This window comes from Stutzerimonas sp. KH-1 (assembly GCF_054483855.1).
The window spans coordinates 3,001,377-3,020,506 of sequence record NZ_CM137011.1; the positions used below are offsets into that span (position 1 = coordinate 3,001,377).

20 protein-coding genes are annotated in these 19,130 nt (G+C 64.2%); 6 read left to right on the plus strand and 14 right to left on the minus strand.

Going from position 1 to position 19,130, the window contains the following annotated elements; genetic code table 11:
• Positions 1 to 86: 86 nt before the first annotated feature.
• From rpoZ to ACX1DW_RS14550, 3 genes are all read left to right on the plus strand, one after another.
• On the plus strand, positions 87 to 350 hold the full coding sequence (gene rpoZ / locus ACX1DW_RS14540; protein ID WP_003295433.1) for a DNA-directed RNA polymerase subunit omega: 264 nt from the start codon (positions 87 to 89) through the stop codon (positions 348 to 350).
• 57 nt (positions 351 to 407) lie between these two features.
• On the plus strand, positions 408 to 2,516 hold the full coding sequence (spoT, locus tag ACX1DW_RS14545) for a bifunctional GTP diphosphokinase/guanosine-3',5'-bis pyrophosphate 3'-pyrophosphohydrolase (RefSeq protein WP_458991743.1): 2,109 nt from the start codon (positions 408 to 410) through the stop codon (positions 2,514 to 2,516).
• Between the two features lie 104 nt (positions 2,517 to 2,620).
• On the plus strand, positions 2,621 to 3,001 hold the full coding sequence (locus ACX1DW_RS14550) for a RidA family protein (RefSeq protein ID WP_063539541.1): 381 nt from the start codon (positions 2,621 to 2,623) through the stop codon (positions 2,999 to 3,001).
• Positions 3,002 to 3,042: 41 nt separating this feature from the next.
• On the opposite strand, the gene ACX1DW_RS14555 is transcribed toward ACX1DW_RS14550, so the two are convergent.
• The 3 genes from ACX1DW_RS14555 to ACX1DW_RS14565 all read right to left on the minus strand — a co-directional run bounded on the left by ACX1DW_RS14555 (position 3,043) and on the right by ACX1DW_RS14565 (position 5,109).
• A complete protein-coding gene (locus ACX1DW_RS14555; protein ID WP_458991744.1) occupies positions 3,043 to 3,603 on the minus strand; it encodes an OmpA family protein in 561 nt (186 codons plus the stop codon).
• Positions 3,600 to 4,058 (minus strand): FecR domain-containing protein, encoded by a 459-nt coding sequence (locus ACX1DW_RS14560; RefSeq protein ID WP_063539539.1) that lies wholly within the window; start codon positions 4,056 to 4,058, stop codon positions 3,600 to 3,602. Before ACX1DW_RS14560 ends, ACX1DW_RS14555 begins: the two co-directional genes overlap by 4 nt.
• 292 nt (positions 4,059 to 4,350) lie before the next feature.
• Positions 4,351 to 5,109, minus strand: a complete 759-nt coding sequence (locus ACX1DW_RS14565) for a substrate-binding periplasmic protein (RefSeq protein WP_063539538.1) — start codon at positions 5,107 to 5,109, stop codon at positions 4,351 to 4,353.
• A 490-nt stretch (positions 5,110 to 5,599) separates the two neighbouring features.
• Between ACX1DW_RS14565 and ACX1DW_RS14570 the strand changes: the two genes are divergently transcribed.
• Entirely contained in the window at positions 5,600 to 7,576 is a 1,977-nt protein-coding gene (locus tag ACX1DW_RS14570) for an AAA family ATPase (RefSeq protein WP_458991745.1), read from the plus strand.
• Between the two features lie 34 nt (positions 7,577 to 7,610).
• Here the strand turns inward: ACX1DW_RS14570 and ACX1DW_RS14575 are convergent, their stop codons facing one another.
• The 4 genes from ACX1DW_RS14575 to ACX1DW_RS14590 form a co-directional block, all read right to left on the minus strand.
• On the minus strand, positions 7,611 to 8,228 hold the full coding sequence (locus ACX1DW_RS14575) for a TPM domain-containing protein (RefSeq protein ID WP_458991746.1): 618 nt from the start codon (positions 8,226 to 8,228) through the stop codon (positions 7,611 to 7,613).
• 18 nt (positions 8,229 to 8,246) lie between these two features.
• The gene (locus ACX1DW_RS14580) at positions 8,247 to 8,990 is read right to left on the minus strand and encodes a TPM domain-containing protein (protein ID WP_458991747.1); all 744 of its coding nucleotides are present in this window, start codon (positions 8,988 to 8,990) and stop codon (positions 8,247 to 8,249) included.
• A complete protein-coding gene (locus ACX1DW_RS14585; protein WP_174214575.1) occupies positions 8,987 to 9,610 on the minus strand; it encodes a LemA family protein in 624 nt (207 codons plus the stop codon). Before ACX1DW_RS14585 ends, ACX1DW_RS14580 begins: the two co-directional genes overlap by 4 nt.
• 90 nt (positions 9,611 to 9,700) lie before the next feature.
• Entirely contained in the window at positions 9,701 to 10,621 is a 921-nt protein-coding gene (locus ACX1DW_RS14590; protein WP_458991748.1) for a LysR family transcriptional regulator, read from the minus strand.
• A 100-nt stretch (positions 10,622 to 10,721) separates the two neighbouring features.
• Between ACX1DW_RS14590 and ACX1DW_RS14595 the strand changes: the two genes are divergently transcribed.
• Positions 10,722 to 11,735: a zinc-binding alcohol dehydrogenase family protein gene (locus ACX1DW_RS14595; protein WP_458991749.1), complete on the plus strand. Its 1,014-nt coding sequence runs from the start codon at positions 10,722 to 10,724 to the stop codon at positions 11,733 to 11,735.
• Between the two features lie 17 nt (positions 11,736 to 11,752).
• Here ACX1DW_RS14595 and ACX1DW_RS14600 read toward each other — a convergent pair whose 3' ends face one another.
• On the minus strand, positions 11,753 to 12,976 hold the full coding sequence (locus tag ACX1DW_RS14600) for a CaiB/BaiF CoA transferase family protein (protein WP_200600533.1): 1,224 nt from the start codon (positions 12,974 to 12,976) through the stop codon (positions 11,753 to 11,755).
• A 65-nt stretch (positions 12,977 to 13,041) separates the two neighbouring features.
• Complete coding sequence (locus ACX1DW_RS14605) at positions 13,042 to 14,223, minus strand: acyl-CoA dehydrogenase (protein ID WP_200600535.1); 1,182 nt, start codon at positions 14,221 to 14,223, stop codon at positions 13,042 to 13,044.
• A 177-nt stretch (positions 14,224 to 14,400) separates the two neighbouring features.
• On the opposite strand from ACX1DW_RS14605, the gene ACX1DW_RS14610 reads away from it, so the two are divergent.
• Positions 14,401 to 15,342, plus strand: coding sequence for a LysR family transcriptional regulator (locus ACX1DW_RS14610; RefSeq protein ID WP_458991750.1), 942 nt, complete (start codon positions 14,401 to 14,403; stop codon positions 15,340 to 15,342).
• 17 nt (positions 15,343 to 15,359) lie between these two features.
• Here the strand turns inward: ACX1DW_RS14610 and ACX1DW_RS14615 are convergent, their stop codons facing one another.
• The 5 genes from ACX1DW_RS14615 to rd all read right to left on the minus strand — a co-directional run bounded on the left by ACX1DW_RS14615 (position 15,360) and on the right by rd (position 19,080).
• Entirely contained in the window at positions 15,360 to 16,526 is a 1,167-nt protein-coding gene (locus ACX1DW_RS14615; protein ID WP_104098083.1) for a Fic family protein, read from the minus strand.
• A 230-nt stretch (positions 16,527 to 16,756) separates the two neighbouring features.
• Positions 16,757 to 17,131 (minus strand): SCP2 sterol-binding domain-containing protein, encoded by a 375-nt coding sequence (locus ACX1DW_RS14620; RefSeq protein ID WP_125861157.1) that lies wholly within the window; start codon positions 17,129 to 17,131, stop codon positions 16,757 to 16,759.
• Positions 17,132 to 17,270: 139 nt separating this feature from the next.
• On the minus strand, positions 17,271 to 17,543 hold the full coding sequence (locus ACX1DW_RS14625; protein WP_003283322.1) for an HU family DNA-binding protein: 273 nt from the start codon (positions 17,541 to 17,543) through the stop codon (positions 17,271 to 17,273).
• A gap of 149 nt (positions 17,544 to 17,692) precedes the next feature.
• On the minus strand, positions 17,693 to 18,877 hold the full coding sequence (locus ACX1DW_RS14630; RefSeq protein ID WP_458991751.1) for an FAD-dependent oxidoreductase: 1,185 nt from the start codon (positions 18,875 to 18,877) through the stop codon (positions 17,693 to 17,695).
• 35 nt (positions 18,878 to 18,912) lie between these two features.
• Positions 18,913 to 19,080, minus strand: a complete 168-nt coding sequence (gene rd, locus ACX1DW_RS14635; RefSeq protein ID WP_014595645.1) for a rubredoxin — start codon at positions 19,078 to 19,080, stop codon at positions 18,913 to 18,915.
• Positions 19,081 to 19,130: the final 50 nt, after the last annotated feature.

Consider the following 19,130-nt stretch of genomic DNA (forward strand, 5'->3'; position numbering starts at 1 on the left):
TTCCATTAAGGCTGGTGATTTTTTAGACTAATCCGTCCGCTCGCCCATCCGGGCATGCTCTACCGTTACTGATCACGAGGAACACCATGGCCCGCGTTACCGTTGAAGACTGCCTGGACAACGTTGATAACCGCTTCGAGCTGGTCATGCTTGCCACCAAGCGCGCACGTCAACTGGCGACCGGCGGCAAGGAGCCGAAAGTGGCCTGGGAGAACGACAAGCCGACCGTTGTCGCGCTACGCGAAATCGCTTCCGGCCTGGTCGATTACGATGTCATCGCACAGGACGAAATCGTTGATGACGAACCGCTCTTCACCCAGTACGAGGAAGAGCCGAACGAGGCCATCTGATTAAATGCCAGGTCGAAGTCGAGCCGATCACATCGCCCGCCGGCAAGGAGCACTACCTTGCCAGCCATAGACGCACTCGCGGATCGCCTGTCGACCTATCTCGGCCCGGACCAGGTCAACCTGGTTCGCCGAGCCTATTTCTATGCCGAGCAGGCCCACGACGGGCAGCGCCGGCGCAGCGGTGAAGCCTACGTCTCCCACCCCCTCGCGGTAGCCAACATCCTCGCCGACATGCACATGGACCATCAGAGCCTGATGGCCGCGATGCTGCACGACGTCATCGAGGACACCGGTATTCCCAAGGAAGCCCTGGTCGCCCAGTTCGGCGAAACCGTGGCCGAGCTCGTCGATGGGGTCAGCAAGCTGACCCAGATGAACTTCGAGACGAAGGCCGAGGCCCAGGCCGAGAACTTCCAGAAGATGGCCATGGCCATGGCCCGCGACATCCGCGTGATCCTGGTCAAGCTCGCCGACCGTCTACACAACATGCGCACCCTGGAAGTGCTGGCCGGCGAAAAGCGTCGACGCATCGCCAAGGAAACCCTGGAAATCTACGCACCGATTGCCAATCGCCTCGGTATGCACACGATGCGCGTGGAGTTCGAGGATCTCGGCTTCAAGGCCATGCACCCGATGCGTTCGGAGCGCATCCGCGCCGCCGTACGCCGCGCCCGCGGCAACCGCAACGAGATCGTCGAGAAGATCGAACAGTCGTTGATCCACTGCCTCGAGCGCGAAGGTCTGGAAGGCGACGTACTGGGCCGCGAGAAGCACCTGTACAGCATCTACAAGAAGATGCGCGGCAAGCGGAAAGCCTTCCACGAGATCATGGATGTCTACGCCTTCCGCATCGTGGTGGACAAGGTCGATACGTGCTATCGCGTGCTCGGCGCCGTGCACAGCCTGTACAAGCCCCTGCCAGGGCGATTCAAGGACTACATCGCGATTCCCAAGGCCAACGGCTACCAGTCGCTGCACACCACCCTGTTCGGCATGCACGGCGTGCCCATCGAAATCCAGATCCGCACCCGCGAGATGGAAGAGATGGCCAACAACGGCATCGCCGCACACTGGTTGTATAAGTCCCCCGAGGACGAGGTGCCCAAAGGTACCCATGCTCGCGCCCGTCAGTGGGTCAAGGGCGTACTGGAACTGCAGCAGCGTGCCGGCAACTCGCTGGAATTCATCGAGAGCGTGAAGATCGACCTGTTCCCCGACGAGGTCTACGTCTTCACCCCCAAGGGCCGCATCATGGAGATGCCCAAGGGTTCCACCGCCGTCGACTTCGCCTACGCGGTGCACACCGATGTCGGCAACACCTGCATCGCCTGCCGCGTCAACCGTCGCCTGGCACCGCTGTCGCAGCCACTGGAAAGCGGCTCGACGGTGGAAATCGTCACCGCGCCGGGTGCACGGCCGAATCCCGCGTGGCTGAATTTCGTCGTCACCGGCAAGGCGCGCACGCACATTCGCCATGCGCTCAAGCTGCAGCGCCGCTCGGAGTCCATCAACCTCGGCGAGCGGCTGCTGAGCAAGGCCCTCAGCGGTTTCGAGACGAGCCTCGACAAGATCAGCCCCGAGCGTATCCAGCAGGTGCTTGCCGAGTACCACATGGAATACGTCGAGGACCTGCTGGAAGACATCGGCCTGGGCAACCGCATGGCCTACGTCATCGCCCGCCGCCTGATTGCCCGGGACGACGAGCAGGCACCGGCCCTCGAAGGGCCGCTGGCGATCCGAGGTACCGAAGGGCTGGTACTCAACTACGCCAAGTGCTGCACGCCGATTCCCGGCGACCCAATCGTCGGTCACCTGTCGGCCGGCAAGGGCATGGTGGTGCACCTGGAAACCTGTCGGAACATCGCTGACGTCCGCCACAATCCGGACAAGTGCATCCAGCTGTCCTGGTCCAAGGACGTCACGGGCGAGTTCAACGTCGAGCTGCGCGTCGAGCTGGAGCACCAGCGCGGCCTGATCGCCCTGCTCGCCGGCAGCGTCAATGCCGCCGACGGCAACATCGAGAAGATCGGCATGGACGAGCGAGACGGCCGCATCAGCGTGGTCCAGCTGGTGGTCAGCGTGCATGACCGCGTGCATCTGGCCCGCGTGATCAAGAAACTGCGCACCATCAAGGGCGTGACGCGCATCACCCGCGTCAAAGCCTGACCTCCCCCGTCGACTCCGACCTGTCTGCATCACGCCCCGGCTGGCCGCTGCCGGCGCCAGCCATTATGCTGGCTACCCGTTGCCCAATTCGCAGAGGAGTTTCCATGAGCAAGACCGTGATCAACACCGACAAGGCCCCGGCCGCCATCGGCACCTACTCCCAGGCCATCAAAACCGGCAACACCGTCTACCTGTCCGGACAGATCCCGCTGGATCCCAAGACCATGGAGCTGGTGGAGGGTTTCGAGGCGCAGGCCGTGCAGGTGTTCGAGAACCTCAAGGCGGTGGCCGAGGCCGCAGGCGGCTCGCTGAAGGACATCGTCAAGCTCAACATCTTCCTCACCGACCTCGGCAATTTCGCCACCGTCAACGAGGTGATGAGCCGTTACTGCCAGCAGCCGTACCCGGCGCGCGCAGCCATCGGCGTCGCCGCGCTGCCGAAAGGCGCGCAGGTCGAAATGGACGCGATCCTGGTCATCGACTGATCCGCTGCAGCCGGCGCGGCCCTGTGCCGCGCCGCTGCTCATCAGCGCACCAGCACCTCGACCCGCCGATTGCGCGGCTCGGCGGTGGCATCCGGTGTCACCACCAGCAGATTCCCCTCGCCGTGGGACGTAACCCGCAGCTCCATGGCCTCCAGCCCCCGCGCGCTCAGTAGTTCGGCGACAGCCTGGGCGCGGCGCAGGCCGACCTGCTCGTTCGTGGCCCGATGCCCCAGCGTATCGGTATGGCCGATCACCGTGACCACCGGGTAATCGCGGCGCAGCGCCGCCTGCAATACCTCGTCCACGACCTGCTTGGCGGCACCGTCCAGCCCCGAGGCTCCCGACTGAATGACGAAACGCTCCGGCAGGGCCGGCTGCGCGGACAAGGCTTCGCCGAAATCACGGCCGCGGCGCATGTCGCTGACCACAAACGCTGGACCAGTCCCGGCAATCGTCATGCCCTGGCCCGGCGCCTCGAGCAGGCGCTGCCCCTCGTCACCCAGCACCACACCACCCGGTACCCCATCGGCCAGCATGACGTACGAGTGCTGCGCGCAACCAGCAAGCGTCAGCAGCGCCATGAGCAGAGCGTGCCGCTTCATTCGTTCACCTTCATCAGCAGCTGGCCTCCATGCACCCGCACAAGCCCCTGTGGGGTATCGATGGCCACCGCGTCGGGATCGAGCCGCGCCATGTCGCCGGCAATCAGATTCAGAGATCCCCGAGCGAGCATGGCACGCAGTTGGAGGTCGCCAGCGGCTGGAGCGAAGCGGAACTCATCAAGCGTGAATTCGCTATGCGGGCCGAACGACAACACGCTGCCATCGTCGAGGATCACACCAAGCCTACCCGTGGCGCCGGTACTCAATGCCACCCCGGGCACGATCGCCTGACCGACCTTGGCCGCGTTGGTATAGCCGCGACTGCTGACATACGCAGGACCTTCCACCCGCGCCACATGCCCGACCGGTTCGGGCAGCTTTTCGGCAAAGGCAGGCGCAATCAAGGCTGCAGCGGCCAGATAGAGGGCACGCTGCATGTTGTTGAAGCAAATCATCGAATTCTCGAATCGTCAGGAATGCGGTTGGAGCGATCCCGCTCCACTGAGCTAAGGCAGTCCAAACCGGCAAAAAATCCCCTGCCGTTTCGTTTTCCGGTGATTTACTGGTGGAGCTGGGCCAGGCGGATGGCATCTGCGAGTCAGCGCGAACCGGCTCTCGCTGCGGCGGCCCGCGCAGCCGAAGGCCGCACAGGCACGGCTCGTTCATGTTTCGATTCGAGAGGCAGATCGGGCCGTGCAAAGAACCTCGGGGGACGATCACCCGTCCCCATGGAGGCATGGAACGCCATCAGTTCAGGTAACGCTGCCCTGCCTGTTGCAGCAACCCCTCCTGTTTCATCTGGTCGAGTGTTCGCTGCAGTTTCTCGACGACCGCATCCGGCGTTTCCTTGTTCAGCGCCAGGTAGAGATCGACCCTGCTCAGTGTCAGCGCCACGACCAGCGGGCCGACGCCAGCCTGCTTCGCCTCGTATTCGCCGGAGGGGTTGGTGGTCGCCCACAGATCGAACTGGCCGGCCTTCAGCTTGGCCGGCGTATCGATCAGCGAGCTCTGCACCTCGATGCCGCGGTTGATCAGGTACTGACTGCCCACGCTGCCATCCTTCGAGCCGATTCGATACTGCCTGGCATCTTCCAGGCTGGAGACCTGAACCTGGCTTTCCGGGGTCTTGAGCAGCACGATCTGAATCTCGCTGAGCGGACCGACCCACTTGTACTTGGGCTCGCGCTCGGGGGTACGACTGAGGGAGAACACGGCGAAGCCTGGGGTCTTCTCGGCCAGTTTTTGCAGGCGGCTCCACGGGAAACGCAGCGTCATCGCGTAGGGCACGTCCGCGCGCTTGAACAGGGCGGCCACCACGTCGGCGTCGATGCCGCTGATCGCATCCTCCTTGGCGAAATTCTTGCCATCGTCGGCCATGCTGAAGGGTGGAAAGTTTTGCGTGAGCAGGTTGATCGTTTCCCCGTCGGCACTGGCGGAGGCAAATGGCAGGAGGGCAATCAGCGCGCCCAGGAAAGCGCAGCGAAAATATTTCTTGTTGGTCGGCATGTTGAGATCTCGGGTCGATCGGACATCGTTATGCCGCACCGGCATCGATTCCGGGCGGCTGTCGGCAGTTCTTATTGCGCCCGGCTCGTGACAAGCGACCGCGCGGCGATGAACCCTAACAGCGCCTGGCATGACATTCTCTGCGTCGGATCACTTACGTGCGTACTGCCATCGGATGGCGGCTCCACCAGGCAGGGGCTACTGCGGAGGCACGGCATTTGGCGCTAGTTTTCGTTCCCCTGGCCGCTGGTCATTCGTCGAAAACCTGCGAGCCGTTCGTCGCGTAGCCACCCCCATGGTGGCACTTGCCGTATTCTCGCCGGCTATCGGAGTCTGCGGACCCGAGACACAGTCGGGCATATAAATCGCATCCAACGCATCCGAACTGTGGCGCGCCATGCAAATGGCGCCGCGGGGCTTCCCGCAAAACTGTGGTCCGCCTGCGGGCGGTGGTTTGTCGAAACGTCGGGGCTACCCGACTGGATGTGAAATGAAAACACCTCGTCTGCTACAAGGTCGTCGCGGCCCTGTACTCGCCATTTTTCTGCTCCTGCTGATCGCCGCTAGCATTACCTATTGGCAGCTGCAGCCCGGCTCTCCGTCGACACCAGCCACTGGCGCGGCGGCGAGCATGCTCGAAGCCCTGCAGGAATCCACCGATCCCTGGCAGGCCAATCGCCGCGACCTCTCGGTGCTGGTGAATGACCTGCGTGGCGCCAACATCGCCAGCGCCGCTCTGGGTAAGGACGCTGTGTACGTCAGCCTGCACGACGGCCTGCGTTACTGGGTGCCGGATCAGTCCGGTCGCGTCGCCGGGCTGCTGCTCGAGCAGTACGCGCAGGGCAGCGGCGAACTGTTCCCGTTGGCCATGTTCCAGACCGACGCGGAAAAGCCGTTCTACACCTACCTGCTGCCGTACTCGCCAATTGCCCTGCTGCTGCTCGGCGCGGCAATCTTCTTCGCCATGAAGACGCGCAGCTTCGAGGTCCAGCGCAAGGGCAGCGGCGTGACCTTCGCCGACGTGATCGGTGCCGCGGAGGCCAAGCAGGCCCTCAGCGACGTCACCGCCTACCTGCGCAATCCGGCCGCCTACGCACGCCTAGGCGCGCGCCCACCCAAGGGTGTGCTACTGACCGGCGAGCCCGGTACGGGAAAGACTCAGCTGGCCAAGGCACTGGCCAGCGAATCGAATGCCAGCTTCATCCAGGTCACCGGCAGCGACTTCTCCTCGATGTATTTCGGCGTCGGCATCCAGAAGGTCAAGTCGCTGTTCCGTACCGCACGCAAGCAGGCGCCGTGCATCATCTTCATCGACGAGATCGACGGCATCGGCAAGCGCGCCGAACAGCAGCGTTCCAGCGATGCCGAGAGCAACCGCATCATCAACCAGTTCCTCGCCGAGATGGATGGCTTCGACGGCGCCAGCGGCGTGCTGGTGCTGGGCGCCACCAACTTCCCCAATTCGCTCGATCCGGCGCTGGTGCGCGAAGGCCGCTTCGACCGCTCCATCGCCGTCGCCCTGCCCGGCCTCGATGACCGTGAGGCGCTGTTCCGCCTGTACGCCGGCAAGATCAGCGCGGCGACCGATCTGGACTTCCCGCAGCTGGCACGCAGTACCGTCGGTCTCACGCCGGCTGCCATCGCCTATATCGTCAACCATGCGGCGCTGCTGGCAGCACGCGCGGGTGCCAAACAGGTCGATATGGCGCACTTCGTCGATGCGGTGGAAACCTGCCGCATCGGCGAGCAGCCTTCCGGCGTGACGCCGATGTCCGCCACCGACCGCAAGCGCATCGCCGTGCACGAAGCCGGCCACGCGCTGGTGGCCGCGGCGCTGAATGTCGGTCGAGTGGAAAAGGTCACCATCCTGCCGCGCGGCCAGGCGCTGGGCGTGACCCTGGTGACGCCGGTGGAAGACAAGCGGCTGCACATGTATTCCGAACTGCGCAATCGCATCCAGATGCTGCTGGCCGGCCGTGGTGCCGAGCAGTTGTATTTCCATGAAGTATCGTCCGGTGCCGGGCAGGATCTGCAGGAAGCTTCGAAGATCGCCCTTTCCATGGTCGGTGCCCTCGGCATGGGGCCGCGTGGCTCGCTGCTGAGTCTGCAGGCCGTGCGCGACGCGCACCTGGACAGCGATCCGCGCGAAGCGTTGGAAGCAGCCGATGAACTACTGCAGCAACTCAATCAAGAGTGCCTCGCTCTGCTACAGCGCCTGAAGCCGGCGCTCGACCAGATCACTGAACGCCTGCTCGAGTGCGAGACCGTGCCGGGTGAGGAAGTGCTCGCTGCGGTTGCCGCGATTCCTGCCGACCGTGGCCACGGCATCTCGCCATGGCATGGCCCGGTCTCCGGACTCGAGCGCGTCGCCGCCTCAGGCTTCGACGACGGCACCGGGGCGCTGTTCGACCTCGTCGCTGGTGAGCCGAAGGACACTACCGAGCCGGAAGGCCCCGGGATGGCCTAGAGCTCTGCCTGGCCCCTCGGCAACACCCGTGCACTCAGGGCAATAACACCAGGCGATTGGGTAGTTCGTTGCGTTCGTGGGTCTTCGGCACGTGCTGCGCCAGCAGCGCACCGCTGGCCTCGATGCAGCCGAGGAAGCCTTCGAGCACCTGGCCCTGCTTCACCCGCTCGGTGAAGCAGGCGACGACAGACTCCCAGGCGGCATTGTCGATTCGGCTGGAAATGCCGCGGTCGACCAGAATCTCCACGTAGCGCTCGGCCTCGGAGACGAAGATCAACACGCCGGTGTCGCCGTCGGTGTGATGCAGATTGAGCTCGATGAACTGCCGCCGTGCCAGGTTGCAGGCGCGCCAGTTGCGCACCGAACGCGGGATCAGGTGGCTGGTCAGCACCGGCATGCGGAACAGCACCGCGAGCACGATAAAGGTCGCCCACTGCACCAGCAGCAGCTGCCATGCGCCAAGCCAGCCACTGAAGAACAGCAGCGCTCCGGGTAACAGCAGCGCGATCAGGCCAGCCCAGAGCAGCGGGATGTAGTGGTAGTCGTCGGCCTGCGTGGCCAGCACCGTGACCAGCTCGGCATCGGTGCTGCGCTCGACGCGCTCGATCGCTTCAGCTACCTGTTGCAGTTCGCTTTCGCTCAATAAGGTCATCGTCTATCCATCATTGATTTACCAGCCGCCGGAAGCGCCACCGCCTCCGAAACCGCCGCCGCCCCCACCGAAGCCACCGCCGCCGAAACCACCACCACCGCCCCGCCCCATACCGCCAAGCAAGGCGCCCAGCAGCAAGGCACGACGACCGCCACCGCGGCCACCGCGCCCGCCGCCGATAACGAAGATTGCTACCAGCATGAGGAAGAAACCGAGAATCCCGAGGCCGCCGGGTTGCTCCTGCACCATCGGCATCACCGGGCGCAGCTCGGCCGGCAAGGCGTCGCCGCCAAGCACGGTGACGATCGCCTCCGCACCTTCGGTGATCCCGGTCGTGAAGTCGCCGCGCTGGAACGCCGGCGCGATGATCCGGTTGATGATGACCGAGGACTGCGCGTCGGTGAGCCGGCCTTCCAGGCCGTAGCCGACCTCGATGCGAATCTTTCGGTCATCGCGAGCGACGATCAGCAGCGCACCGTTATCCTCGCCCTTCTGGCCGATGCCCCAGGCACGGCCGAGCTCCAGACCGAATTCCTCGATGCTGCGCCCGCCCAGGTCCGGAACCGTAACAACGACAACCTGCTCACCGGTCGCCTGCTCGTGGCCGGCCAGCATGCTGGTCAGCCGCGCCTCGGCCTGGGTGTCGAGCAGCTCGGCACGATCGACCACGCGGCCGGTCAGCTCGGGGACCTCGACTTCCTGGGCGACGAGGTTACCGGCCCAGAGCAGCAGGATCAGCAGTAGCGAAAACCTGGAGGTCATTGAAACTGCACTTGTGGCGCTTGCTCGGCATTCTCGGCGGTAGCCTCGAAGTTCTCGCGAATCGGCATGTCGCTGTACATCAGGGTGTGCCAGATGCGGCCAGGGAAGGTGCGGATCTCGGTGTTGTAGCGCTCTACCGCCGCGATGAAATCACGCCGGGCCACCGCAATGCGGTTCTCGGTGCCTTCGAGCTGCGATTGCAGGGCGAGGAAGTTCTGATTGGATTTGAGCTCCGGATAGCGCTCGGATACCGCCATCAGCCGGCTCAGGGCGCCAGTCAGCTGATTCTGCGCCTGCTGGAACTGCTGCAGCTTCTGCGGATCGTCGAGGGTGCTTGCATCGACCTGAATCGACGTGGCCTTTGCCCGCGCTTCCACCACCGCGGTGAGGGTTTCCTGCTCCTGACGAGCGAAGCCCTTGACCGTTTCAACCAGGTTGGGAATCAGGTCGGCACGGCGCTGGTACTGGTTCTCAACCTGCGACCAGGCGGCCTTCACCTGCTCGTCATAGGTTGGGATGTTATTGATTCCGCAGCCAGCCAGAAGCCAGGACATGAGGACGACAACCGTCAGTTGCCAGGTGTAGCGAAAACGCTGCGTATGCATGATGCGCCTGTCCATTCTGTTAACCAGTACTCAGATAAGAATAGCCAAACGCCATAAGAGTTCAGGCCAGCAACGAACGTACATGGCTGTGGTGCAAAAAACGAGCTACAGCGTCCGCCAGGGCGCGCGCGCCAGCAGCGCCTTGCAACGCGTCTGCAGATGTTCATGCAGCAGCCGCACCGGCTTGCTCAACTGTGCGCGATGGGCGCAGAGCAGGTTCAAGGGCGCCGCCTCGCCGAGACAGTCTGGCAACAACACCTGTAGACGGCCCGCGGCCACGTCGTCGGCGATGTCCAGCCAGGACTTGTAGGCCAGCCCACCGCCGGCCAGGGCCCAGCGTCGCACCACATCGGCATCGTCGCTTACCCGATCACCGCTGACCTGCACGGTGCGCCCCCGGCGGCCCTCCTGAAAGCACCAGCGGTCGTGCACGCGTCCGGCGAGCATGAAGCGCAGGCAGTTGTGCCCGGCCAGTTCGTCAAGCCGCTGCGGCGCGCCGTGGCGCTGCAGGTAGGCCGGCGCAGCGCACAGCACCCGGCGATTGCCAGCCGCCACCGGCAGCGCCACCAGACTCGAATCCTGCGGCTCGCCGTAACGCAGGACCAGGTCCACCGGCTGCCGGTACAGGTCGGTCAACCCGTCGCCCAGCAGCAGGCGCAGCTGCAACTGCGGATGGCGCGCCTGGAATTCGTCGAGCCAGGGCAGCAGGACGTTGCGACCGAAGTCCGATGGCGCCGACAGCTGCAGCACGCCGCTGATCGCCTCGCGCCCGCCAGCGAGCGTCTGGGCGCCCTCGTGCAGGCTGGCCAGAGCCGCCCGGGCATGCAGCAGATACGCCTCACCCTCGGCAGTCAGCCGCAGGCTGCGGGTGGAGCGCGCGAACAGTCGCGCCCCCAGGCTCGCCTCCAGGCGCTTCAAGGCCGCACTGGCCACTGCCGGCGACACGTCGAGCCCGCGCGCGGCCGCGGAAAGGCTACCGCTGTCGGCGGTGCGGACGAACAGCTGCAGGTCGTCGATACGCAGCATTTTCAAAATCCTGTTGAAAGAGCCTCGCTTATCGCCCCGTTTTTCCGCTGCGTCAAATAGCTGAGCATGTGCTTCCACCGAATCCACACGGAGCAACAACATGAAAGCGGTCGCCTACTTCGAATCCCGCGTCATCGCCGATCCCCAGGCGCTGCAGGACGTGGAACTGCCCGAACCGACGCCCGGCCCGCGTGACCTGCTGGTGGAAGTGCGCGCCATTTCGGTCAACCCGGTGGATACCAAGGTACGCCGCAACACCCAGCCCGAGGCCGGTCAGCCGAAGGTGCTGGGCTGGGACGTCGCCGGTGTGGTCGTCGGGGTGGGCAGCGAAGTCAGCCTGTTCAAGGTCGGCGACGAGGTGTTCTACGCAGGCTCGATCGCCCGCGCCGGCGGCAACAGCGAACGCCATCTGGTGGACGAGCGCATCGTCGGGCGCAAGCCGCGGAGCCTGAGCTTTGCCGAGGCCGCCGCACTGCCGCTGACTGCCATCACCGCCTGGGAGCTGCTGTTCGAACGCCTGCAACTGGTGGAAGGCCAGGGCGCCGGGCAGCAGTTGCTGATCGTCGGTGCCGCCGGCGGCGTCGGTTCGATCATGCTGCAGCTGGCCCGTCAGCTCACGAAGGTCAGCGTGATCGCCACCGCCTCGCGCCCGGAAACCCAGGCCTGGGCCCGCGAACTCGGCGCCCATCATGTCATCGACCATAGCCAGCCGCTGCACGCCGAGCTGCAGCGCGCCGGTTTCACCAGCGTCAGCCATGTCGCCAGCCTGACCCAGACCGATCAGCATTTCGACCAGCTGGTCGAGGCACTGACGCCCCAGGGCCGCCTGGCGCTGATCGACGATCCGGCCCAGCCGCTGGACGTGATGAAGCTCAAGCGCAAGAGTCTGTCGCTGCACTGGGAGCTGATGTTCACCCGCTCACTGTTCGAGACGCCGGACATGATCGAGCAGCACCACCTGCTGCAGCGCGTCAGCCAGCTGGTCGATCTGGGCGTGCTGCGCACCACCCTCGGCGAGCACTTCGGCACCATCAATGCGGCCAACCTGCGCCGCGCCCATGCCCTGCTGGAAAGCGGCAAGGCCAAGGGCAAGATCGTGCTGGAAGGCTTCTGAGCTAGATAGCCTCCAGGCTAGACCACTCCGGCCGCGCGCAGGCCGGCGATCTGCTCGTCGTTCATGCCCAGCAGGCGCTGCAACAGCGCCTCGCTGTGCTCGCCGAGCACTGGTGGCGGGTTGCGGTACGCCACTGGCGAAGCGGACAGCCGCAGCGGGCTGGCCACCTGCGGCACGCGGCCGGCCAGCGGATGCGGCATATCGACGTTCAGCCCGCGATGCTGCACCTGCGGGTCGGCGAACACCTGCGCCAGGTCGTTGATCGGCCCGCAGGGCACGCCGGCCTGCTCCAGCGCACTGACCCATTCGGCCGTGGTGCGGAACACCGTGACCTGGCGGATCAGCGGAATCAGTTCGGCGCGATGGGCAACGCGCGCGCGATTGGTGGCGAAGCGGGCATCAGCCGCCCACTCGGGACGCCCGGCCACCTCGCAGAACTTGCGAAACTGACCGTCGTTACCGACGGTGAGGATGATGTCGCCGTCGGCAGTGGGGAAATCCTGATAGGGCACGATGTTCGGATGGGCATTGCCCATGCGCCTGGGCGCCACGCCGGTGGTGAGGTAGTTGAGCGCCTGGTTGCCGAGGCAGGCGACCTGCACGTCGAGCAGCGCCGTGTCGATATGCTGGCCCTCGCCGCTGCGTTCGCGATGTGCCAGCGCAGCGAGCACGCCAACCGTGGCGTACAGGCCGGTGAGGATATCGGTCAGCGCCACGCCGACCTTCACCGGCCCGGCGCCCTCCTCCGCATCGCTGCGGCCGGTCAGGCTCATCAGCCCGCCGAGCCCCTGGATCATGAAGTCGTAGCCGGCACGTGTGGCGTAGGGGCCGTCCTGGCCGAAACCGGTGATCGAGCAATAGATCAGCCGGGGATTGATCGCCTTCAGGCTTTCGTAATCCAGCCCGTAGGCGGCCAGCCCGCCGACCTTGAAGTTCTCCAGCAGCACATCGCACTGCGCCACCAGCTCGCGGATGATGCGCTGGCCCTCGGGCCGGGTGAAGTCGACGGTCAGCGACTGCTTGTTGCGGTTGGCGGTCAGGTAATAGGCGGCCTCCGAAGTGTTCTCGCCGTGCTGGTCCTTGAGATAGGGCGGGCCCCAATGGCGGGTATCGTCGCCCGTGCCAGGGCGCTCGACCTTGATCACCTCGGCGCCGAGATCACCGAGGATCTGCCCGCACCAGGGCCCGGCGAGCACGCGCGACAGGTCGAGAACGCGGATATGGGACAGAGCGCCGGGCATGGACGAAACCTCGAAGGCTATTGGACGGAGCAAGCACTCTTTCCTTCTGGGAGAGGGGTGCAGTTTCAGAAGAACGCCTGAATGCCTGTCTGCGCGCGGCCGAGGATCAGTGCATGCACATCGTGGGTGCCCTCGTAGGTGTTCACCACCTCCAGGTTGACCAGGTGGCGGGCCACGCCGAACTCGTCGCTGATGCCATTGCCGCCCATCATGTCGCGCGCCATGCGCGCCACGTCGAGCGCCTTGCCGCAGCTGTTGCGCTTCATGATCGAGGTGATTTCCACCGCAGCGGTGCCCTCGTCCTTCATGCGGCCGAGGCGCAGGCAGCCCTGCAGGGCCAGGATGATCTCGGTCTGCATGTCGGCCAGCTTCTTCTGGATCAGCTGGTTGGCCGCCAGCGGCCGGCCGAACTGCTGGCGGTCGAGCACGTACTGGCGCGCGGTGTGCCAGCAGAACTCGGCGGCGCCCAGTGCGCCCCAGCTGATGCCGTAGCGGGCACTGTTCAGGCAGGTGAACGGGCCCTTCAGCCCGCGCACGTCGGGGAAGGCGTTCTCTTCCGGGCAGAACACGTTGTCCATGACGATCTCGCCGGTGATCGAGGCGCGCAGGCCAACCTTGCCGTGAATCGTCGGGGCGGACAGCCCTTCCCAGCCCTTTTCCAGCACGAAGCCGCGAATCTCGCCGGCGTCATCCTTGGCCCAGACCACGAAGACATCGGCGATCGGGCTGTTGGTGATCCACATCTTGCTGCCGGACAGGCGATAGCCGCCGTCGACCTTTTTCGCCCGGGTGACCATCGAGCCAGGGTCGGAGCCGTGGTTCGGCTCGGTGAGGCCGAAGCAGCCGATGTATTCGCCGCTGGCCAGCTTGGGCAGGTACTTCTGCCTAGTCGCCTCGTTGCCGAACTCGAAGATCGGCACCATCACCAGCGAGGACTGCACACTCATCATCGAGCGGTAGCCCGAATCGATGCGCTCGACCTCGCGGGCGATCAGGCCGTAGCACACGTAGTTCAGCCCGCTGCCGCCGTAGGCTTCGGGAATGGTCGCGCCGAGCAGACCGGTCTCGCCCATCTCGCGAAAGATCGCCGGATCGGTGCGCTCATGGCGGAAGGCTTCCAGCACCCGCGGCGCCAGCTTGTCGGCGGCGAACTGCGCGGCGCTGGCCTGCACCATGCGTTCTTCCTCGGTCAGCTGCTGGTCGAGCAGCAGCGGGTCGATCCAGTTGAAGCTTGCTTTGCCGGCCATTCGGGAGGCTCCTCTTTTGTTGTCTTCGGCACCGCGGGCGCGCGGGCGGGATGAGCTGATCCTAGGCGCCGCAACGGTGTGTCGCAAACGAGGATTTCGCACCAAACTGTGCGTTTCGCTCACTCCGAGATAAGCTCCGCGTCCATTATCAGGCTTATCCCGTGAGGTCTTTGCATAATGCGCCGCAAGATCCCTAGTACCGCCGCGCTGATCGCCTTCGAGGCCGCCGCCCGCCACGAGAGCTTCACCCGCGCGGCCGACGAGCTGGCGCTGACCCAGAGCGCCATCTGCCGGCAGATCGGCGGGCTGGAGGAATTCCTCGGCCTGGCGCTGTTCCGCCGTTCGCGGCGCGGCGTGAAGCTGACCGCCGCCGGCCAGTCCTACGCCCGCCGCATCGCCGCGCAGCTGGACGCGGTGGAGCGCGACACGCTGTCGGTGATGGGCCAGCAGGGCGCCATGAGCCTGGAGCTGGCCGTGGTGCCGACCTTCGGCACCCAGTGGCTGGTGCCGCGCCTCAGGCGTTTCCAGGCGCTGCATCCGGAAATCACGGTGAACCTGACCAACCGCACCCGGCCCTTTCTCTTTGCCGATACCGAGTTCGATGCTGCCATCTACTTCGGCGATGCCGACTGGTCCGGTACCGAGGCGCACTACCTGATGCCCGAGGACCTGCAGCCAGTCTGCAGCCCCGCCCTGCTGCGCGACGGTCAGCCGTTCACGACCCAGGCCCTGGCCGAACTGCCGCTGCTGCAGCAGACCACCCGGCCCTATGCCTGGCGCCAGTGGTTCGATTCGCTGGGGCTGAAAGTCGCTCGCGACATGACCGGCCCGCGGCTGGAGCTGTTCTCCATGCTGGCGCAGGCGGCCGAGCATGGCATGGGAGTAGCGCTGGTCCCGCCGTTCCTGATCCAGCGCGAACTGGCCGAGGGGCGGCTGGTGCTGGCGCATCCGCACGCCTATCGCAGCGAGACGCGGGCGTATTACCTGATGATTCCTGAGCGCAAGGTGGAGTCGGCTGGGCTGGTGGCGTTCCGGGACTGGTTGAAGGAGGAGGCAAGGGATTGGAGGGGGCAAGCTCCTAACGAACTCATTGCCGCCCCAAGAGAATCAGGCAGCTAACCTTAATAGGCAGCCACTTATGGCCGTGCCGCCACGACAGGCTCAGGAATAAAGCCTTCGGCCGTCAACGTACGAATGACGCCCCGAAGCAGGTAGTTGTTCGTGAAGCCCAGGGTGTACTGACGGGAGTTGGGCTGAATCGGGACCAGCATTCGTCTGTCAACCAACTTCTTGATTTGATAGGTCCGTTGCGGCCCGTTCAGGTCAGGCATCGCATCCGCTAGGTCTCCAGACTTCGCCACTCCGCTGTCAGTGTCCAGAAGTCGACGAAGAATTGAGTGCTCCTGGCCGGTGATGTGCTCTCTCTCACGAGAGAAGGCGAGTGCCGGCTGCAGGATTCTGGCTTTAAGGTAGCCATAGTCACACAGCCGATCGAGCTTGCTCAGCTCTGTGAGGATGCCCTGGAGTACATAGATGCACCACCGTTCCAGACCTAGCTGTGTACCGCGATCAGCCTCGCCCAGCATCTCGTAGTAACGCTCACGATCATTGCAGAACACTGCAGTGGGGTTCAGCAGTCGACCGCCGGCGGAGACATCGAATCCGTACTTGATGAGCATCAGGTACGTCAACAAACGAACCACCCGGCCATTGCCATTGGCAAACGGGTGAATCCATCCGAATCGGTGGTGCGCGAGCGCCACTTTCATAAGGTGATACTTCTGCGGATCGTGAGCATTTATGAACGCCACCAACTCATCCATGTACCCAGCAACTTGCACGGCGTCCGGCGGAAGGTGCTTCGATTGCGCAATGCGAACCTGGGTCGTCCTGAACTGACCGGGATTCCGGTCTCCCTCTCTGTCGAGCCCCCCTACGGTAATGGCGTGCAATTCTCGAATGAGATGGAGGCTGACGTCGTCTCCTTCCTTGAAATGTTGCTCGATGAAGCTCATAGCTCTCTCGATGTTGGAGATTTCGCGCAGTTGATCGGTAGCCGTGTCATCTCCCTCCATCTTGCTTTCAACGTAATCAGCGAGAGTTGTGTGGTTGCCTTCAATGCGGGCAGACCCAAGGCTTTCCAAGATGTGGAAAACATTCTTGAGTTGGAAGAAAAGGCTTGCTGGAGTCGTACCCGCCAGCCTGTAGCGGCGTAGGTGCTCCAGCTCATTCAGGACATCGACAAGTGGTGAGTCAAAGGCTGGATTGAGGAGGGCCAAGTCGTAATGAGTGAAATCCGGCATGTTGAAAATCTCCAACCCGCTCAACAATTAAGTCGACACAATGCCACGCAAACCCTCAAAAATACTAGACAAGGCCTAGATTCAACCCACACCACAAGTCAACTCATGCATTCAGCAAACTTAAATTTGAGTTACGACCAAGTCAAAGCTGATCCGCTCAGGCATGGACGCCCTACGCGGTTTTCCACCCTACGGTTCTTGGCCGGACATGAGAAGGTGACGCGACAGGGTCACTTCTTCTTACGAGGCTTCAGGTACTTCATCAACCCCTGAAACCACATCACCAGCGCCGGATTCCCCTGGATCTGGATGTCCTTGTTCTGAATCCCCTGCATGAACGCCAGCTGCTTGTTCTTCGCAGTCATGGTGGCGAAGCCATAGGCGGCATCCTTGAACCCAAGGGAAAACGCCGGCTCAGTCGCCGGGCCGCGCTTGCTGGTGACGCGCTGGTCCTTCACCACGAAGTGCCGGGCAACCTTGCCGTCCAGAGTGTGCAGCTGGAAGCTCAGGTCCTTGTCGCCCAGCTGCTGCTGGAACTCGGGATTGGTGCGGCTGGCCTTGGCCATCAGGCGGCCCAGCATCCAAAGCAGAAAGCGGAATTTCATGGTGATGTTCCGACCGGTACGAGAAAAGGCCGCATTGTAGTGGCTTGGTCGGCTGGGGGAAGGTTGGGTACGGATGGGTCCGGGGCGGACCGGATGGTCAGGTTTACCCGGAGCCCGTCGGCTCCGGGTGGGCGCGTCGTCAGTTGACGGCGTCTTTGAGCATCTTGCCCGGTTTGAACGCGACGGTGTTGCTGGCCTTGATGGTCACCGGTTGCCCGGTCTGCGGATTTTTTCCGGTGCGGGCGCCGCGATGGCGCTGAACGAAGGTGCCGAAACCGACCAGGGTGACGCTGTCCTTGCGGTTCAGCGCATTGGTGATTTCATCCAGCACGGCGTTGAGTACGCGATTGGCCTGGTCCTTGGATAGATCAGCCTTCTCGGCAATGGCTGCGGCGAGTTCCGGTTTACGCATTGGGAGCCTCTGAGACGTTTTTGTTGTTGTGTCCGTACTGTTCACAAGAACAGCGCTAAAGGCGCTGCAACAGCTCTAGGCTGGGGCAGACCCAAGGAGAATGGCACGGCGCTAGCACCTGCGCCAGTCCTCGCGGACGGCTTGCGTCGTCAGCCTGGAGACTTTAGCGACAGAATTTGCGGTAGTTCCGCCAATACCGGCGGCAGCTGCTTGTTCAGCGCCAGCCGCTCCTGCACCGCGGCGCCGGTCAGGGCATAGCCGAGCAGCTGCCCGGAAGGCCCGAGATAGAGCGCTTTCACATCATTACCTTGGGCTTCCACGGTCCACGAGCCGGCGCTACCGGTGGCAGGCACGGAGACCACCACAGGGCACGCCGGGGTCTTCACGGTGACCGGCATAGGGCCGTAACTGACAAAGGTAGGATTGCCAAACAGCGTTTTAGCCAGGGCGCGGGCGCCGGCCATCAGCGGCATCACGTAGAGCAGGTTGAGCCCCTCCACTTCGGCGCAGTCACCGAGGGCGTAGACGTGCTCCGCCGAGGTCTTGAGCAGGCGATCGACGACGATGCCGCGCTTGACCTCGAGCCCCGCCTCGGCGGCCAGCTCGGTACGCGGGCGCAGGCCGACCGCACTGACCACCAGATCGCAGGCCCGCTGCGAGCCGTCGGACAGGGTCGCCTGCAGAGCGTCGGCGGTGCGCTCGAGACGCTCTAGCGTGAAGCCCAGGTGAAAGCGCGCGCCGATGCCCTCCAGGCCGCGCTGAACCGCCTCGGCGGCCTGCAGCGGCAGCAGGCCGGGCATGACCTGCTCGCTGGGGGCAACCAGGTCGACCTCGTGGCCGCCCTGCAGCAGGTCGTTGGCAAACTCGCAGCCGATCAGCCCGGCGCCGAGGATCAGCACGCGGCGTTTGCCGGCGACGGCAGCGCGGAAGCGACCGTAATCGTGCAGATCGTTGATCGGGAAAATGGCGTCGGCGGCATCGCCTGCGACTGGTACCTGGATCGTCTGCGCGCCCCAGGCCAGCACCAGATCGCGGTATGGCACCGGCTCGTTGCCGATCCAGACACGGCGGTGCGCCGGGTCCAGACGAGTGACGCGGGTGTGCGTGCGAATCTCCGCGTTCAGCTGTTCGGCCATGGCCCCGGCGGTGGCCATGCCCAGGCTGTCGGCGTCCTTGTTGGCGGCGAAACCGGTGGATAGCAGCGGTTTGGAATAGGAACGACCGTCGTCCGCGGTGATCAGCAACAGCGGCGTCTGCGGGTCCAGCTTGCGGAACTCCCGCGCCAGGTTGTAGCCGGCCAGGCCGGTGCCGATGATGACTACGGGTGCGCTCACGTCATGTCCTCGTTTGATGGGTTGGCGAAACGGGATCAGCCGATGGCGATCATTTCGAAATCGAGCTTGCCGACGCCGCAGTCGGGGCAGACCCAGTCTTCCGGCACGTCTTCCCAGGCCGTCCCGGGGGCGATGCCCTCTTCCGGTACGCCCAGCGCTTCGTCATAGATGTAGCCGCACACCACACATTGCCATTTCTTCATGAACAACCTCGACGGTTATCGACTGCGACGCACGCTATACCAGAACGATG

Bases quoted from the DNA above. Each gene is read 5' to 3' on its own strand.
- ACX1DW_RS14585 (WP_174214575.1), bottom strand. From the start codon at position 9,610: ATGGACAGGCGCATCATGCATACGCAGCGTTTTCGCTACACCTGGCAA.
- ACX1DW_RS14580 (WP_458991747.1), bottom strand. From the start codon at position 8,990: ATGACCTCCAGGTTTTCGCTACTGCTGATCCTGCTGCTCTGGGCCGGT.
- ACX1DW_RS14565 (WP_063539538.1), bottom strand. From the start codon at position 5,109: ATGCCGACCAACAAGAAATATTTTCGCTGCGCTTTCCTGGGCGCGCTG.
- ACX1DW_RS14595 (WP_458991749.1), top strand. From the start codon at position 10,722: ATGAAAGCGGTCGCCTACTTCGAATCCCGCGTCATCGCCGATCCCCAG.
- ACX1DW_RS14625 (WP_003283322.1), bottom strand. From the start codon at position 17,543: ATGCGTAAACCGGAACTCGCCGCAGCCATTGCCGAGAAGGCTGATCTA.
- ACX1DW_RS14555 (WP_458991744.1), bottom strand. From the start codon at position 3,603: ATGAAGCGGCACGCTCTGCTCATGGCGCTGCTGACGCTTGCTGGTTGC.
- ACX1DW_RS14615 (WP_104098083.1), bottom strand. From the start codon at position 16,526: ATGCCGGATTTCACTCATTACGACTTGGCCCTCCTCAATCCAGCCTTT.
- ACX1DW_RS14590 (WP_458991748.1), bottom strand. From the start codon at position 10,621: ATGCTGCGTATCGACGACCTGCAGCTGTTCGTCCGCACCGCCGACAGC.
- ACX1DW_RS14610 (WP_458991750.1), top strand. From the start codon at position 14,401: ATGCGCCGCAAGATCCCTAGTACCGCCGCGCTGATCGCCTTCGAGGCC.
- rpoZ (WP_003295433.1), top strand. From the start codon at position 87: ATGGCCCGCGTTACCGTTGAAGACTGCCTGGACAACGTTGATAACCGC.
- ACX1DW_RS14600 (WP_200600533.1), bottom strand. From the start codon at position 12,976: ATGCCCGGCGCTCTGTCCCATATCCGCGTTCTCGACCTGTCGCGCGTG.
- ACX1DW_RS14575 (WP_458991746.1), bottom strand. From the start codon at position 8,228: ATGACCTTATTGAGCGAAAGCGAACTGCAACAGGTAGCTGAAGCGATC.
- ACX1DW_RS14560 (WP_063539539.1), bottom strand. From the start codon at position 4,058: ATGATTTGCTTCAACAACATGCAGCGTGCCCTCTATCTGGCCGCTGCA.
- ACX1DW_RS14570 (WP_458991745.1), top strand. From the start codon at position 5,600: ATGAAAACACCTCGTCTGCTACAAGGTCGTCGCGGCCCTGTACTCGCC.
- ACX1DW_RS14620 (WP_125861157.1), bottom strand. From the start codon at position 17,131: ATGAAATTCCGCTTTCTGCTTTGGATGCTGGGCCGCCTGATGGCCAAG.
- ACX1DW_RS14605 (WP_200600535.1), bottom strand. From the start codon at position 14,223: ATGGCCGGCAAAGCAAGCTTCAACTGGATCGACCCGCTGCTGCTCGAC.
- rd (WP_014595645.1), bottom strand. From the start codon at position 19,080: ATGAAGAAATGGCAATGTGTGGTGTGCGGCTACATCTATGACGAAGCG.
- ACX1DW_RS14550 (WP_063539541.1), top strand. From the start codon at position 2,621: ATGAGCAAGACCGTGATCAACACCGACAAGGCCCCGGCCGCCATCGGC.